Annotated in this window: 12 protein-coding genes; 4 read left to right on the top strand and 8 right to left on the bottom strand. The window is 64.1% G+C overall.

Features of this window, described 5'->3' with window-relative positions; genetic code table 11:
• The gene (locus tag LZC95_00235) at positions 1-717 is read right to left on the bottom strand and encodes an E3 ubiquitin ligase family protein (protein ID WXA95267.1); all 717 of its coding nucleotides are present in this window, start codon (positions 715-717) and stop codon (positions 1-3) included.
• Between the two features lie 131 nt (positions 718-848).
• Here LZC95_00235 and LZC95_00230 point away from each other — a divergent pair, with 131 nt between their 5' ends.
• Positions 849-2,384: a HEAT repeat domain-containing protein gene (locus LZC95_00230; GenBank protein WXA95266.1), complete on the top strand. Its 1,536-nt coding sequence runs from the start codon at positions 849-851 to the stop codon at positions 2,382-2,384.
• Positions 2,385-2,397: 13 nt separating this feature from the next.
• On the opposite strand, the gene LZC95_00225 is transcribed toward LZC95_00230, so the two are convergent.
• Both LZC95_00225 and LZC95_00220 read right to left on the bottom strand, forming a co-directional pair.
• Entirely contained in the window at positions 2,398-6,414 is a 4,017-nt protein-coding gene (locus tag LZC95_00225) for a DUF3857 domain-containing protein (protein WXA95265.1), read from the bottom strand.
• Between the two features lie 64 nt (positions 6,415-6,478).
• Complete coding sequence (locus LZC95_00220; protein ID WXA95264.1) at positions 6,479-7,921, bottom strand: MHS family MFS transporter; 1,443 nt, start codon at positions 7,919-7,921, stop codon at positions 6,479-6,481.
• A gap of 148 nt (positions 7,922-8,069) precedes the next feature.
• Here LZC95_00220 and LZC95_00215 point away from each other — a divergent pair, with 148 nt between their 5' ends.
• From LZC95_00215 to LZC95_00205, 3 genes are all read left to right on the top strand, one after another.
• Complete coding sequence (locus LZC95_00215) at positions 8,070-8,996, top strand: GGDEF domain-containing protein (protein WXA95263.1); 927 nt, start codon at positions 8,070-8,072, stop codon at positions 8,994-8,996.
• Positions 8,997-9,027: 31 nt separating this feature from the next.
• The gene (locus tag LZC95_00210; protein ID WXA95262.1) at positions 9,028-9,984 is read left to right on the top strand and encodes a COX15/CtaA family protein; all 957 of its coding nucleotides are present in this window, start codon (positions 9,028-9,030) and stop codon (positions 9,982-9,984) included.
• A gap of 108 nt (positions 9,985-10,092) precedes the next feature.
• Positions 10,093-10,296: a hypothetical protein gene (locus LZC95_00205; GenBank protein ID WXA95261.1), complete on the top strand. Its 204-nt coding sequence runs from the start codon at positions 10,093-10,095 to the stop codon at positions 10,294-10,296.
• An 8-nt stretch (positions 10,297-10,304) separates the two neighbouring features.
• On the opposite strand, the gene LZC95_00200 is transcribed toward LZC95_00205, so the two are convergent.
• From LZC95_00200 to LZC95_00180, 5 genes are all read right to left on the bottom strand, one after another.
• A complete protein-coding gene (locus LZC95_00200; GenBank protein WXA95260.1) occupies positions 10,305-10,601 on the bottom strand; it encodes a (2Fe-2S)-binding protein in 297 nt (98 codons plus the stop codon).
• A 46-nt stretch (positions 10,602-10,647) separates the two neighbouring features.
• Positions 10,648-12,780 (bottom strand): hypothetical protein, encoded by a 2,133-nt coding sequence (locus LZC95_00195; GenBank protein WXA95259.1) that lies wholly within the window; start codon positions 12,778-12,780, stop codon positions 10,648-10,650.
• A gap of 524 nt (positions 12,781-13,304) precedes the next feature.
• Positions 13,305-14,114, bottom strand: coding sequence for a metallophosphoesterase (locus tag LZC95_00190; protein ID WXA95258.1), 810 nt, complete (start codon positions 14,112-14,114; stop codon positions 13,305-13,307).
• Between the two features lie 70 nt (positions 14,115-14,184).
• Positions 14,185-14,772: an ADP-ribosylation factor-like protein gene (locus tag LZC95_00185; GenBank protein ID WXA95257.1), complete on the bottom strand. Its 588-nt coding sequence runs from the start codon at positions 14,770-14,772 to the stop codon at positions 14,185-14,187.
• 66 nt (positions 14,773-14,838) lie between these two features.
• A complete protein-coding gene (locus LZC95_00180) occupies positions 14,839-15,321 on the bottom strand; it encodes a roadblock/LC7 domain-containing protein (protein WXA95256.1) in 483 nt (160 codons plus the stop codon).
• Between the last annotated feature and the right edge of the window lie 236 nt (positions 15,322-15,557).

The following is a 15,557-nucleotide window of genomic DNA, read 5'->3' as shown; positions in this document are numbered from 1 at the left end:
TCATTGTCCCAAAAACGTCATCACGGCGCCCGCGCCCAGCGCCGCCACGCCGCCGGCGACGAACAACTTCGCACCGCGCGCCGCCGACGCGAGCAGCTCGTCGCGCGATTTCGCCGATAGGATCAAGCTCCTCCACCCCGGCTCCGCGATGCCATGCTCCACGGTGCGACCGCAGGCATAGAGCCGCGGCACCACCGGGAGCAATGTCTCGGTCACTTCGTACTTCGTCCCCAGCGACAGCGATCCCGTGGACAATTTGTAATTGCCGAACGCGAGATCCGCGCCGGTGATTCCGCCGAGGAGCCCTGCTCCTTTGCTCTCGCTCTTGCGTTGCTCGGGCTCGAAGTCGCCTCCGTTCGACGCGTCGATCCACACGGGCCCCGAGCCATCGTCGATGGCAAAGCGCGCCGCCATTTTGCGGTCCTCGAGCACTTTGCTCTTCTCGGTTTCGCCTTCCTTCCACGACGCTACCGTCTTGAGGCTGTAATAGAGGCACGCCGTTCCCGTAACCGGGGAGACCAGCGGGCGCTGGCAGATCACGTTGCCCTGCACGCTGATGGCGCCGTCCGACGAGGCGACGTGAGCGCCTCGCGCTGCGGCATCGCCCGTCCGCACCAAGGGAGCGCCGGAGAGGCGGCCCGCTTTGAGGCGTTGAAAAATTCCCCAGATGACGCCAACGAGGCCCGCGGCCACGACAACGAGACCCAACGTGTGCATGATCCCTTCTCCTCGGCCAAAGGGACGCGAATCGCTGGCCGAGGTTGCACGCCCCCTATTTCTTTTTCGACAACGCGGCGATTGGCGCAACCCGCGCCGTCGAGATGCGTCCTTCGTCCGAGGAGATGACCATGGGATTGCTTCACTCGATGTTCGGCGGCGGAACCTCGCTCCAACTTTCACTCGACAACGACACGGCTTCTCCGGGCGCCGTCATCGGCGGGCGGATCGTTCTTGGCGGTGGAAAGAAGGCCCTGCGCCTCACCGAGCTGACCGTGAAGCTTTTCAGCGTGAACGTGCGCGCACGCGAAGGCAGCGCGATGCCCGAGATCGACCTTGCGGAGATGGCCAAACAGGTCGTCGCCGGCGGCATCGAGCTCGCACCCCGGTCCGAAAATCCGTTCACGTTCCGCCTCACCGTTCCCTACGACGTGCCGCTCACCGCCTTCAATCGCACCTACAAGGTCGTGGCCTCGGCCGACATTCCGGGGGTGAAAGATCCGACTGACGACGTGAAGGTCACCATCGTCGAGGCCAGCGAGGACACCGAGCGGCGCTTGCCTTTTCACGAGATCCTGGAGCGCTTTCCCGATCTGCAGAGCCAGGAAGAAGGGCGCCTGTGCAAAGCGCTCTACGACTTTTTCCTCGCCTGTTACAGCGAGGGGGCGCAGCTCGTCGAGGCCGAGCCCATCGTCGCGCACCACATGACCCACGGCACGAGTGTGACGATTCGCCGTGAAGCGCTCAAAGCGTGGGCCAACTTGGTCGACAACCGCGTTCAGCCGCAGCACCTGCAGACGCTCCATGCGCTGGCCAACGCGCCGGGGCTCGACGAGGAGACGTTCACCGAGGTGGTCATCGCCGCCACCAAGTTCGCCGAGGAGGGTGCGCTTCCACTGGTCCAGGAGCTCGCCCGCCATCCCAGCGCCAAAGTCCGTGCGGACGTATCGATCAACCTGCGCTTCAACGCCGCCGAGAAGTTCAACGGCAAGCGCGAGCTCTTGATCCAATTGGCACAAGATTCTTCCCCGGAGGTGCGCAAAGGCGCCGTGAGCGCACTGTCGGCGTACGTCGACGAGCAGGGCATCTTGCAGTGGCTCGCGCAAATCGCAGATGCCGATGCAAACCCCGAGGTACAAGCCGAGAGCCTTTCGTCGCTGCAGTTCGGGCACCACCACGGCATGCTCGACTTCACCTTGGCGGTCTACGAGCGGCACTTGCAGAACCCGAGCACCGAGGTGCGAAGGCAGCTGCCGCAGTGCCTGAGTTTCATGCCGCCCGAGGCCGTGCAGCGCATTGGCGGCATCGTGCAGCGGCTGGCGCAAGATCCCGACGAGGGCGTGCGCGATGCGATGGCCTTCCAGTTCTGCAACCTCACGGAGATGCCGCAGCTGCTTCCCATCGCGCAGTACATGGCGCAGCACGATCCCTCGCTGGAGGTGCGCCGCCAGGCCCTTGGATCCATGTCGGGCCTGATGCGGCCGCAGCAGGCAGCAGCCTTCTACAGCCAGCTTTTCGCCCAGGCCAAAAGCGAAGACGATCTCTGGCCCATCGTGAACGGCCTGCGCGCCCACGCCGAACACGCCGAGGTCAAGCGACTGCTCACGCACATGGGCCAGCTCCCCTACCCCGACATCGCCGACGCCGCCCGCGAGGCCATGAGCTGAGCGCGCTGACGCGTTACTTCCGCTCCAGCGCCTTGCCCAGCCCCGCGCGCCGCTTCTGCGCAAGGTCCCAGGACGTGGAAAGCGAGCCGCCCGGCGACTTGGTCACGCGGTCGTACGCATCGCGCGCGAGATCCTCGAGCCCATAGAGCTCCGCGATGCGGCCAAGGACGAGGTAATCCTTCGGCTCCAGCACGTGGCTCTCCTGCTTATCGACCACGAGCTGCAACGTCTGCCGCGCCTCGTTGGCTCGCCCCGCATCCGCGTACAGCATGGCCAGCGTGTGCAGTGCATTCACGGTGTTGCCCCACGGCGTTTTCGTGCCTTGCAACACCACGTCGATGTCCGCCTGCTCGGTGGGCTTACCCTGAAATAGCCCGCTCCACGCAGCATTGTTGTAGACCAACTCGCTCGCCCGTCCCGCATCGAGCAGCTTTCGCCACGTCTTCCCCGCCTCGTCGAAATGGCCCGTGCGGTCCTCCAGCTGCGCCTTGAGCGCCAGCAGGTACGGATCACCGGGTGCACTCGCAAGCGCCTTCTTCAGCGCCGCGCGCAGCTCGTCGTGCCGATTCGTCAGGCTCAACACATCGAACCGCAGGTGAAGTGCCGTGGTCGACTTGGGGAACACCGCGAGCAACCGGCCCGACGCCTCCAGCGCACGCGCACCATCTTCCGCTCGAAGAGCGGCCAAGGTGAGCGCCTGGTCCACCGCGCGCTGCTGCTCGGGGTCCTTGACCCGATCGCGCGATTCCACCAAAAGGTTCACCAGCCGGCGCGCATCCGCGTGGCCTATGCACAAGCACCCCGTCGCCGCCCGAATGTCCCCGCCGCGACCCCACGCCCGTTGCATGAGCGGTGCATCCAGCTCGTCGGCGGCCGACACCGACGTGGCCATCTTCTTTCCAAGATCCAACCAGGGCTTTGCCTCGGCGTCCTTCAGTTCCTTGACCGCGTGCAGCGCGCCGGCGCAAACACCATACGCGACGTCGTCGGACACGGACAGGAGCCGATAGACGCCGCCCTCGCGCACGAGGGTGAAGGTCATCTTCCCCGTGCCCATCTCCGCGTGCACGATCTCGATCGGCCCTTTCGTCTCGCGCGTCAGCTTCCATGACGCGATCAGCACGTCGACCACCGAGTCCGCGGGGACGCCCTTCAATTGGCGAATGAACTCTCGCCGCAGACTCCATATTTGCCGCTCGGCCTCGGCCGCCGAGAGATCGCTCGCCTCCGCATAAAGCGGGCCGCTGCCCGTTCCCAAGACCACACGAAGCATGGCGAGCTTCACGAAGTCCTCGGGATTCTTGTCACTGAACGTCAGCGTCTCGTACTTCCGCGCTAGCCGCAGTTGCCTCGCGCTCTCCCGGTACGTCGCGGCCTCTTTGCCCGTCCGCGCGGCCGCTTCGTAGAGCGCTGCGGCCTCGGGATACCTTCGCAACATGTAAAGGTACGCCGCCGCCGATGCGAGCACTTGCGCGCGCGATTCGTCGTTCAACGCGACACGGACGACTTCGTCGATGGCAGCAGGAGCGCCTCGTGTCGCCGCCACGGCCACTGCGCGGTAATTGTGCGCGGCGCGTTCCGGGGGGCGCTTGCCGAGCCGTTGCAGGGCTTCATCGAAGCGTCCAAGTTGAAAAAGCACCTCGATGACGTTGTTCGAATAGTCGACCCCCGAGATATCCGTAATCTGCACGGGATCGATGGCATCGTACAACTCGAGCGCCCGGCGCAAGTCGGCCGCGTTGCGCGACTTGACCCCGTTCGCATCGCGTTCGAGCGCGATCGCCAAGTTGACCCTTGCCGTCACGTCTTTCGGGTCGAGTTCCATGGCCTTGCGGAATTCGGCCATGGCCCCCTCGCGATCGAAGCCGGCGACGAGCTGCCGCCCGACGGTATCGTGAAGGAGAATGAAGCCGAGTTGCCGATGGGTGACCGCCATATTCGGCCCGAGTTCGACGGCCTTTCGCGCTTCCCGGCGCGCGTCCTCCACCAAGCCTGCATCGAGAAGCGCCGACGCAAATCGTATGCGCCCCATCGGCGTGCCGAGCGAGCGCCGATACACATCCATGCCCTCGCGCAGCTTGCCCTCGGCCACGAGCTTCGCCCCCTCGTGCATGAAGCGCACGAGGGTGCTCGCTTGCTCGTCGAGAGAGCGCACACCTACGCGCAGGGCCTCGACCTCCTTGGCCTCGAGACGGGTCTTCGCGATCTCGAATCGAAACACGGCGGACAGCGAACCGTCTCGGTTCTGCGCGACCGTTCGCGAAAGCTTCGCGGGTCCCACGTCGATGGGTTCGAATTTGGGCTGCTCCGCCAGGACGAAACCCTTTGGCGGAACGACGTGGTAACGCACCTCGGACCGAAAGGCAGAGGGCAATCGTGCCGGCGTGCGGCGCGTCTCGGTCGACAAGAGGGACCTGGGCAAGGGCGAGAGCAGCGTGCTCGTGAGGAACATCACCGCGGCCTGGTCGAGATCGGTGACGACACGCGAAGCCTTGGGGACCTCCAGGCGAACGCGCAGTGGTTTTTCGAGCTCGGTCACCGCGCCGAAGTCCACCTTAGTGCCGGCGCTGGCGCCGTATTCTTGCGTCGTATAGCCATCCAACTGCGACTGAATCGAATCGCGCGAGCCCGAATACGACGCGCGAAGGATCGCCTCCTGGATACCGGCGGCGGTGGTCGTTTCCACCACGCGTCCCCCTTCGAAATCGGAAAAGTAAATCTCTCGTTCTTCGATGTAGGCATTGGCCGATGCGGGAAGCTCCGGCATGCGCGAGAGCGCCTCGGTCGCAGGAGCAACGATGAGCGCAAGCCGCCCTTGCTCGCCCGAGGGCAGGACACCCGCCGGGTAGTAACTGGCCGTCGGATCCATGTAGATGGGCTCTTTGCCGGCCACCATCACGATGGCATGATCGAACGACCCGAAGCCGGGAAGATCTTCCCGCACATCCTCGCCGGGGCCCGTGCGGACCAGGACCACGTGCGCATCGAGTCCGCTCGCGCGCAACAGGCCCGTGAGAAGCACCGCCTGGTCTTTGCAATCGCCATAACCACGCCGCAGCGTTTCGCTCGGTTTCGCCGGCTCGTACGAGGCGTCGCCCAGCTCGACGTCGGCGTAGCGCACGTGCGATCGCGCCCAGGCCAGAAGCTTCTGCGCCTTGGTTCGCGGTAAGTCAGCACTCGACACGACCGATTGCGCCGTGGCCGTGAGATCGGCGCCTTCGAGCGCGCGATTCACCGTGGCATCGTAGACACGGGCCACGTCTTGCCAGCTTTTGCCGGTGCTGAACGCCACCTCCGGCCACGGTGCCACCTCGGGCACCTGCAAGGGCTCCAGCGATTCGAGCGCGTCATATGGCCCGCCGGCAAACGTCAGCCGACGCCGGCCGTTCGTCTTCTCTTCCTTGAAGGAGACCTTGGCGTCCAACACACGGTGACGAAGGGGTAGGCTCTCGGGTGCGTCGATTACCAGCCGGGTCGCATCGACGGGCACCGGCCCGCCGAAGAAATAGGAGTGAACGATGCCCGCCGGCGAATACGGCTTCGTCGTCCTCCACACCACGCGCTCCTCCACCGTCGACCCGACTTCCAGGCCGGGCAAGGGAGCCCGCAGCACCCGCTTGTCCGACAGCACGCCGGGCGACGACTGGTCGACATTGCTCTCCACCAAGGATGCCGCCTCGACCGGATGCACGCCGCCCCGCGGATCCACCACGCGAACGCTCACCTCGGGGCGAGCCATGTACCAAGGTTGCCACTCCGCTTCGAAGTCGCTCGCCTCGTCGAGACCGTCCGCGGTGAGCACGCGGTAGCGGTGGACCTTCGTCCTCGTGTAGTTGCCCGCCGCGTCGAACACGTATTCGTTCGAGAGCTCGAGCACGCGAATCGGCGGCTCGTCGTCCGAGGCCTGGCGTGAGACCGCCGGCGCCGGAGCAGGCGCCTTCGCCGGCGTAGCCGTTTGGCAGGCCGCCGGCAGCACAGTCAACGAAATCAGCGCAAACAACGCGAACGTACGAACAGCGAGCGATTTCATGTCGGAGTGGCCCCCACGGTAGGTTCGGCCCACTCCGACCTGAAGTTGCGTCAAAAAACGTCGGCTACGTCACGTGCACGTCGGCGTCGATGTGGTGCCCCTTCGTTTCCCGGATGAAGAGCCCCCCGACGATGAGCGTCACGATGCATACGCCGATGGGGTACAGAAGCCCCGTGTAAATCGCACCGCTGCCGAAGGTATTCTTCGCCCAATCCGTCGCGGTCACCCAGGTGGCGATGAGCGGGAGGAACCCGCCGAACCAGCCATTGCCGAGGTGGTAGGGCAAGGACATCGACGTATATCGAATCTTCGTCGGGAACAACTCGACCAAGAACGCGGCAATCGGCCCGTAGACCAGGCAGACGTAGACCATCTGCAGCGAGAGCAAGATCACCATGGCCACGTAATTGATCTGCGCCGGGTCGGCCTTGGGCAACCCATCCGGATTGGAGAAATACTTCAGCCCCGCGAAGATGGGATAATAGGTCAGAGCGCCGAATAGGCACCCGGCCAGAATGAGCTTCTTGCGCCCGATTTTGTCGGAGAGGCGCCCGAATACGATGAAGAGCGGCGTGGTGATGGCCAGTGCAATCGACACCAGCGTATACGCCGTTTTCCAATCGATCTTCAGCGTCGCCTGCAAAAACGTCAGCGCATAAAACTGACCCGTATACCAAACGACGCCTTGTCCGGCCGTCGCTCCGAACAATGCAATGAGCACGTATTTCAAATTGACCGGATTGGTAAAGCTCTCCTTGAGGGGATTCTTGGAGACTTTACCGGCGGCCTTCATCTTCTTGAAAAGCGGCGATTCACTCATCTTGAGGCGCACGTAAAGCGACACCGCGAGGAGCAAGAACGAAATCAGAAAGGGAACGCGCCAGCCCCAATCTTTGAAAGCCGCCTCGCCCACCGTGGTGCGTGTGAGGCCGATGACGCCCATGCTGACGAAGAAGCCGAGCGTGGCCGTCGTCTGGATGAAGCTCGTATAGAAGCCGCGTTGGTCGTCGGGCACGTGCTCGGCCACGTAGGTCGCAGCACCGCCGTATTCGCCACCGAGCGCGAGGCCTTGGAGCAAGCGCAAGAAGACGAGAAGACCGGTCGCGACGAGCCCCATGCTCGCGTACGTCGGAAGCAACCCGATGAGCGCCGTCCCCAAACCCATCGTTGCCATGGTGATGAGGAATGTGTACTTGCGCCCGACAAGGTCCCCGACGTGGCCAAATACCAGCGCACCCAGCGGGCGCACGCCAAATCCGGCGCCAAATGTCGCAAGACTGGCGAGCAAGGCTGCGGTGTCATTTCCCTTTGGAAAGAACAACCCGCCAAAGAAAACGGCCAAGCTTCCGTACAGATAGAAGTCATACCATTCGAACAACGTACCGAGAGACGCCGCGAAGATGACGCGACGAAGCGTCGATGCGTCGGCCAACGGCTCTCCCGTTGCACCCGGATCGCTGGCACTCACTGCTGAAATAGCATCCTTCATGCCCACACTCTCGATCATGTTCGGCCCCCTCGTTGGCCCCCTGCCCGCGCACATCGCGGATATTGCCGCAGAGTATAAGCGGGAACAGCTTGCAATGGTGCGCTGTCATTATCGACATGGTGGTCCTTGACCCCCGTTTCGAGGATCTGCGAACATTTGACTGAAAATGACCAGTGTTCCGCCCGATGACGAAGAGAAAACGCGAGTCGGAAAGGCTCCACTGGATCTTGTCTTGGGCAATTCTGCGCGCGATCGCGCGTACCTCATCGTGCTCGCGGGCGATGCCGTCGGCTCGATGTACCGTCTCGAGGACGGGGAAACACTGATCGGCCGCACCTCATCGGCAAAAATTCGTCTGACCGACGATGGCATTTCCCGGCGCCACGCCCGCATCGTCCAAAATGGCACGGAGGTGTTCATCGAGGACCTGCAGAGCGCCAACGGCACCGCCGTGAACGACGAGAAGCTGTCGATTTCGCGGGAGCTGCACGACGGGGACAAAATCCGCATCGGCTCGGCCACGATCCTCAAGTTCACCTACCACGACGATCTCGAGGAGAGCTTTCAGCAGAAGATGTACGAGGCGGCCCTGCGCGATGGGCTGACCAAGGCGTTCAACAAAAAGCATTTTCTCGACCGACTCGAGAGCGAGCTGGCCTACGCCAAGCGCCACCGCCAGCCCCTTTCGCTGGTGATGCTGGACGTCGATCATTTCAAGAACATCAATGACACGCACGGGCACCTCGCAGGCGATTACGTGCTGGTCCGCCTGGCCAAGTTGGCCATGGCCCAAGTGCGCACGGAGGACGTGTTCGCGCGCTACGGCGGCGAGGAGTTCGGCGTCATCTGCCGCGGGGTCGACGCATCGAAGATATCCATCTTCGCCGAGCGGCTGCGGCAGATGGTGGAAACGTCGCCGTTCGAATACGAAGAGACGCCCATCGCGCTGACCATCAGTGTGGGCGTCGCCACCTACCCCAATGTCGAGGCCGAGCAGGTCGAGCAGCTCATTTCGGCGGCCGACGAAGCGCTCTATGCCGCCAAACGCAGCGGACGCAACCGCGTGAAAGTGGCCGGAGACGCGGCGACTTGACCTGACCTCGTTTTGAGACCAAAAGGCTGACGTGTCGCGCGTCGCCAAGTTTGCCTGGGGCCTGTTGGCTTACAATCTGCTGGTCATCGCCTGGGGCGCCTACGTGCGCGCCAGCGGCTCGGGCGCAGGCTGCGGGGCACACTGGCCGCTTTGCAACGGCGAAGTGCTGCCGCGTGCGCCTGGTGTGGAGATGCTCGTGGAGCTGTCGCACCGCATCACCAGCGGGCTCGCCCTGGTGGGCGGCCTTGCGCTCGCCATTGCGGCACATCGTTCTCAGCCGCGCGGGTCCTTGGTCCGGCGTGGCGCGTGGACGGCGTTCGGCTTCGTCTGCGCCGAGGCGCTCATCGGCGCCGCGCTCGTGTTGTTCGAGCTGGTCGCGCACGACAAGTCGATGAAGCGCGGCCTGTCGATGGCGCTGCATCTGACGAACACGTTCTTCTTGCTCGCGGCCCTCGCGCTCACGGCCTTCTGGGCCTCGGGCGGCAGCCGCGTTTCGCTGCGCCGGCAGGGCGCACTGCCGTGGGTCTTCGGCGTGGCCATCGCGGGCATGCTGCTCCTCGGTGCGAGCGGTGCGGTCACCGCGCTGGGTGACACGCTCTTTCCCGTGCACACGCTCTCCGAGGGCCTCGCCGCGGATCTCTCGCACGGCGCGCACCTTTTCGTGCGCCTGCGCGTGCTGCACCCGGTCATCGCCACGGCGGTGGCCGCCCTCGTGCTCGCGGCATCGACCTTCGCGCGCATCCTGCGTCCTTCGCCGCAAGTGCGTTCCCTTGCGCGCTCCGTCTCGATGTTGGTCCTGGCGCAGATGGTCGCCGGGGTGGTGAACGTGACCTTGCTCGCCCCCGTGCCGATGCAGCTCGTGCACCTGCTCCTGGCCGACGCCGTGTGGATCGCCCTCGTCCTACTGACCGCGAGCGCCTTGCGCGCCCCCGACCCGAGCGAAGCCAAGAACGCGTCGCTGGTCGCTCCGACCGCGGTGCCGTCCTAAGGAAGGCCCTCAGGGCGTACTCGTCGCACGAGGGCTCATACTCGTTCATTTACCCTAGCCACGAAGCTGCGAACGCAGGTCGCGAAGCCTGGCTGATCGAGGCAATGCGTGCTCGCTCCGTCTCCTCGGAAGCAAAGTGACGGACACCCTTGGCAGGAACTCGAGAAATACGTCACGGACGTTGATCTCGACGGCGTGAAGATCCGCGTACTCAGCCTCGAAGGCCTGCTCCTGACGAAGGAAGGCATGCGCGAGCGTGATCGTGCGGACGCTCGGGTGCTTCGCCAGGTACTCGGCAAACCGCAGCAGTAAGACTCCTGTTACTGAGGCGGGCGGCCTTTGGCCACGTCATCCTCGGCAACCTCCGCAAGGCCCGCGAGATCGCGCAGCGGCAGGGGATGCAGCGGCGGGCGCGGGGTGATGGGAAGCTCGGCGGAGCCGCCGTGTTGCCGCAGAAGGTGAGCACACAAGGCGACGCACGACTTGCCTTGGCACCACCCCGTGCCGAAGCCCGTGTAGCGTTTCAGCGATTCGAGGTCGTCGTGGCCGCGCTCGATGGCTTGTTCCAGCTCGTGGAGCGTGACGTCTTCACAGCGGCATACGAGAATTTTGCCCATCGCAGCGCGGTCACCATGCGCTCATTCGCGCTGAAATTCAATCCTGTTACCTCGGCGGCTTCACCGCCAGGTATACCGTGCTCCAGAGTTGCACCGCGTTCGACTCGTCGACACCCGGGATGACGAAGGGCGCATACTCGATGGCGCCGTTCTTGGCGGCAAAGGACCAGAGCTCCCCGGTCGTGCCCCGCCGCACCGCAATGGCCGCCCACAAGGCCGCCTCCGCGGCGCGCAGCTTCTCTTTGGTCGGCGCACCGAGATCGGCCCGCGCAAGCTGACGCCGGAGGCCTGCGGCCAGCATGGCCTGCTGCCACGACCAGATCACCGTGCCGTGGTAGTCGCGCGGCGTGAAGATCGCCTGCAGCGCCGGATCCGTGGCCAGCGCGGCGTTCGCCACGACGACGCCCACCGGCGTGAGGAGGCCCGCCGGGAAAGGCCGCAGCAGATCGTCGGCCGCCGACTCCAGGTACTCCGCCGAGGGATCGGTGAAGAAGAACATGAACGACGAATCGGAGTGCATGACCTCCACCGGCTTGCCATCCGCACCGAGCGACAGCGCGTAGTAGGTGACGTCGCCCTTCACCGAGTCGGTGGGTGCCTTGGGATCGATCTGCGCGAGGCGCGCGTAGTCGTCGACGCGCTGCTTCGCGTTCGCCGCGGGCAGCGTCACCTTGAAGTACTTCTCCACGCCCTTCCAGGCTACGCCGAGCTGTTCGGCCTTGGCCGCCGCCGCCGCGTCGGCGATCTCCGGGCGCGCGTACAGCTTCTTCGCCGCCGCCAGCGCCGCCGGAACCAGCGCAGCGTTCACGTCGAAGGCAAATCGGCCGAGCCCGAGCCCGTTGTCGGAGTCCCGCCAATTGCCCACGTTGTTCTTCTGCCCATTCACGGTGTCGCGGATCTTCACCAACGTGGTCGCCGACGGCTGATCGGCGTAGGGCTGCGCGTGCTGCAGCACCAGCGCGAGATTTCGCTTCAGCGCCTCTGCGTACGTCGCACCCGACGGTGTTCTCTTGCTCAGAAACGCAGCGGCCCGCGCGGAACCCTCTGGGGTATCGAAGTAGGCCGCGGCGATGGGCGCAAGCTCGAAGTCGTCGTCGATCATCTTGTAGTCGAGAAGCGGCTGCTCCAGATCGGCCGGGCGCGGCGTCGCCGTCACGTTGGTCAGGGCGGCATAGTCGCCAATTGCCTCCTCGTGCGCGACGTCCCCGGACTCGGCGCCCGCTGTTCCGAGCCGATCCAGCACCGAGCCGATGCCCGACTCGATGAGCGGCGCCTGCAGGACGGGCATCAACATGCCCAGCGAGAGCATCGTGTCGCGCCCGAAGTACGTGAGGAAGCGCCACGAGCCGGCCATGAATTTCTCCTTGTAGGCCAGGAACGAAAGCGCCTGCAGCGCGCGCGGGTTGTCGCGTTTCGCGGTCTCTTCGTCCTTCACCAGCTCCGAGTGCGCGTACGGAGTGACGGGCGCGTCGTCGGCCAGCGCGGTCGCGAAGATGCGGATCTCGCCGTGCGCCCCCGCAGCGAAGGTGACGTCGCTGCCCTGCATCGTGATGGTCGTTCCATCCTCGGGCACGATGCTCAGCTCGACGTGGTGCCTTCCGTCGGTCATCGTGCGGCGCAGCAGCAAGCTCGGAGAGCTGGTGGAGCCGGGTGGCGGCGTCGTGCTCATCTCCGGGATCATGCCCACCGGAATGGGCTCCTTGAATTTCAGGTTGTTGTACCCGTAGTCGCGCAGCGAGCGCACATTGCCGAGCACCGAGCCATGCACCTTGAGCGACGTCGCATTGCTTCGCAGGTGCGCCGAGAGCCCGCGCATCCCATCGCCGCGCTTCACGCAACCGAGCTTGCTGTCACCCGTCACACCGAACTGCGCGGGTGAGGCGACGTCCTCGAACCAAATGCCCGCCCCTTGGTTGCTCGCGGGAAACGCGAACAAGAGCCGCAGCGAGCGGCCCGCCCGCGCGAGCATGTGCGCCGCCATCGGGCCTTGCCGATAGAAATGGTTTTCGATGGCCGTCTCGCCATCGCCATCGGTCTCCTGAAACTGGAGCACCTCCGCGGCATCGCACGCGTTCTCCGGCGCCTCGTTCGGGGGTGCTTGGGCATCGTCCGACGAACAGCCCGCCAGCAGCAGCAAACCAGCGAACTCGAGGGGAAAAATCAGTCGATTTCGGGCCATCGGGTATCCCTCCTTTTAAGGAAGTGGCCAGACTACCCCGCTCTACCCGAGACCACACGTGATCTCCCGCATCCCACTCCGTGCCCGCCTGCGAGGGGCATCTTTCACAGCCTCTTGCCTCGATGCCGCACCTCGACTAGTAACGGCCCCCCGCCATGTACCTCGTTATTTCCAAGAAGCCGCGCAAGACCAACCGCACGAAGAGCAAGCGCTACCGCGCCAAGCTCAAGTCGAAGAACGCCGGCCGCCGGTCGCGCCTGAATCGTCCCTGATTTTTGGCCTGATTTTTTGGCCTGATTTTCCGGGTCTGATTCGTTCTTCCTAGACGTACTTCAAGCTCGAGCGAGGCCCCGCCTTGCATCGAGCTGTTCGTCTTTAAGGCGTCTGCGCGGTCTCGGAAGAATCGGGTCGAACCGCCAAGACGCCAAGGACGCCAAGTTTTGATTGGCGTGCGCGCAGGAGCCGTGCTCCTACACACAAGATCCTTGGCGTCTTGGCGGTTCGCTCAACCAGCGTGAACCCGACTAGAGGATCGTGCGCAGGTAGCTCTCGGCGCCGCGCGATTGGGTCCACTGGCGGGAGTACCCGAGGGACACCTCTTCGAAGCGCACCCCGTCGAGGTAGCGCGTGGTTCGCACGTGAAGATGCCCGGTGACGACGACGCGGGCGCGGAAGCGTTGGTGCCAATCGTGCGTGCGGCGCGTACCGCACCAGATGGAGAAGCGCGGGATGGCCGGGAGCCATGCGTGCTCGGCGCGCAGCGGAAAGTGATTCACCAGCACCGTCGGCAGCGACGAATCAATCGACGTGAAGCGCTCCTCGGTGGCGGCGCAGCGTGCGGCGCACCAGGCATCGCGTGTGGGGTACGGGTACGGGTCGAGCAGGAACTCGTCGGCGCATACCAAATCGTGCTCCTTGGCCCACTCCAAGGCGTCCGCCCGCGTCACGTGGTCCGGGCGGAACGAGTAGTCGTACAGCGTAAAGAGCGGCGCGACGATGCACGGCCCCTCCGGGCTGCCCTCCCACACCGGGTAAGGATCCTCCGGCGAGCTCACGTCGTACGCGCGGCAGATGTCGATCAGGCGGCGGTATTTGAGCTCGCCGCGGAGCTCGGGCGCCTTCGGGGTCGTCCATAGCTCGTGGTTGCCAGGGACCCACAGCAGGCGCGCAAACTTCTTGCCCAGCGTCTCGAACGTCCAGGCGAGGTGCTCCTCCGTCTCACCGATGTCCCCCGCGAGAATCAGCCAGTCGTTCTTGTGGTCCGCAATCTGCGCGATGGAATCGCGGTTCGTGCGGTCGGCTACGTGCAGATCACTCAGGGCCAGAAGATGCATGATGCTTGGGTGAGACGGACCTTGGAGTCAAATGCTTGTATCGACAAGCAAACGCTGGAAAGTCCTTGGGTTATCCACCCTTGCGGAGCTCGGTCAGCACCAGCTTGGCAATGGACTTCAGTGTCTCGAACACACCCGCCCCCGTGCGCGCGACCGCTTCGAACTCGGGCACGTTGGTGGGGTTCAGCATCTGGCGGAGTTCCTCCACCGAGGCGATGTTGGGAAGGTCACGCTTGTTGTACTGAATGACGTACGGCAGCTTGTCGAGCGAATAGCCTTGCTCGGCGAGGTTGGTCCGGAGGTTCTCCACGGACTCCAGGTTGGCCTCGGTACGCTCGATCTGCGAGTCCGCCACGAAGATGACGCCGTCGACCCCCTTGAGGATCAACTTGCGCGACGCATCGTAGAAGACCTGCCCGGGCACCGTGTAGAGGTGGAACCGGGTCTTGAAGCCTCGAATCTCCCCCAAGGCCAGCGGCAAGAAGTCGAAGAAGAGCGTTCGCTCCGTCTCGGTGGCGAGGCTGATCATCTTGCCCTTCGCTTCCGGGTTGGTGCGCTCGTAGATGTACTGAAGGTTCGTCGTCTTTCCGCAGAGCCCGGGACCGTAGTAGACCAACTTGCAGTTGATCTCCCGAGCCATGTAATTGATGAAGCTCATCGTGTCTGGCCCTCGTACCCCTCCGAGTTCCGCCTCGCCTTCACCAGGTCGCGCTGCTCTTCTTGCTCAGTCGTTGAAGAGGTTGTCGATATCTTCATCGGTGATCTCGGCAAAAGGTGAATCGGCGCCCGGCTCCTGAACCTTCTTCAGGAGGGACTCGAAGATGTGATTGAGCTCCTCGCTTGCCTTCTTCACCCTCAAGCGAACCAGGCCGAGGCTCGATCGTGAGTCGAAAATGACGACCAAGATGACGCGGTTGCCGACGAGCTGAATGTGAATGTTCGCCTTCTCACCCTCGTGGAACTGGGTGGCGAACTCCTGCTCTTTGAGCAGTTTGGCCATGCCCCCCGTGGCGGCGATGTTGCCAGCGGTGAGCGAGGCCAGGCTCGTCGTGTCGACGTTGTCGATATCGCCGCTTGCGGCGATCAGTTGGCCGTTCTTATCGACGATGAAGACGACCTTGGCGTTCGCGTCGCGAACCAAGCGATCGACCACCGCTTGGATCTGATTGAACTCCTCTTCGTACATCACCATCTGCGGGTTGACCATTAGGAGCCTCGGCTGACAGAATGCCTACTTCGAAAAACGGGACCAAATTTTGGGAACGCGGACTTAAAATCGCACGGGAACGAGACCAAAAACGAGACTAGCTGCGCGTAGATACTCTCGATCCGCCCGAGCGACCACCCCCGTCTTACCTGAATGCCATGAATCCATCGATTCAGGGGCTTCACGTGCGCAACCTGCCTGCCAGGACTGCCAGGACTGCCAGGCTTGAGGGAGTG

The organism is Sorangiineae bacterium MSr12523 (assembly GCA_037157775.1).
Classification (GTDB): Bacteria; Myxococcota_A; Polyangia; order Polyangiales; family Polyangiaceae; genus Pendulispora; species Pendulispora brunnea.
This window is presented reverse-complemented; position numbering and strand designations above follow the sequence as displayed.

What these genes read in the sequence shown, in the direction of transcription:
- LZC95_00235 (WXA95267.1), bottom strand. Translation starts at nt 717, where the DNA reads ATGCACACGTTGGGTCTCGTTGTCGTGGCCGCGGGCCTCGTTGGCGTC.
- LZC95_00195 (WXA95259.1), bottom strand. Translation starts at nt 12,780, where the DNA reads ATGGCCCGAAATCGACTGATTTTTCCCCTCGAGTTCGCTGGTTTGCTG.
- LZC95_00200 (WXA95260.1), bottom strand. Translation starts at nt 10,601, where the DNA reads ATGGGCAAAATTCTCGTATGCCGCTGTGAAGACGTCACGCTCCACGAG.
- LZC95_00190 (WXA95258.1), bottom strand. Translation starts at nt 14,114, where the DNA reads ATGCATCTTCTGGCCCTGAGTGATCTGCACGTAGCCGACCGCACGAAC.
- LZC95_00180 (WXA95256.1), bottom strand. Translation starts at nt 15,321, where the DNA reads ATGGTCAACCCGCAGATGGTGATGTACGAAGAGGAGTTCAATCAGATC.
- LZC95_00220 (WXA95264.1), bottom strand. Translation starts at nt 7,921, where the DNA reads ATGATCGAGAGTGTGGGCATGAAGGATGCTATTTCAGCAGTGAGTGCC.
- LZC95_00215 (WXA95263.1), top strand. Translation starts at nt 8,070, where the DNA reads ATGACCAGTGTTCCGCCCGATGACGAAGAGAAAACGCGAGTCGGAAAG.
- LZC95_00185 (WXA95257.1), bottom strand. Translation starts at nt 14,772, where the DNA reads ATGAGCTTCATCAATTACATGGCTCGGGAGATCAACTGCAAGTTGGTC.
- LZC95_00225 (WXA95265.1), bottom strand. Translation starts at nt 6,414, where the DNA reads ATGAAATCGCTCGCTGTTCGTACGTTCGCGTTGTTTGCGCTGATTTCG.
- LZC95_00230 (WXA95266.1), top strand. Translation starts at nt 849, where the DNA reads ATGGGATTGCTTCACTCGATGTTCGGCGGCGGAACCTCGCTCCAACTT.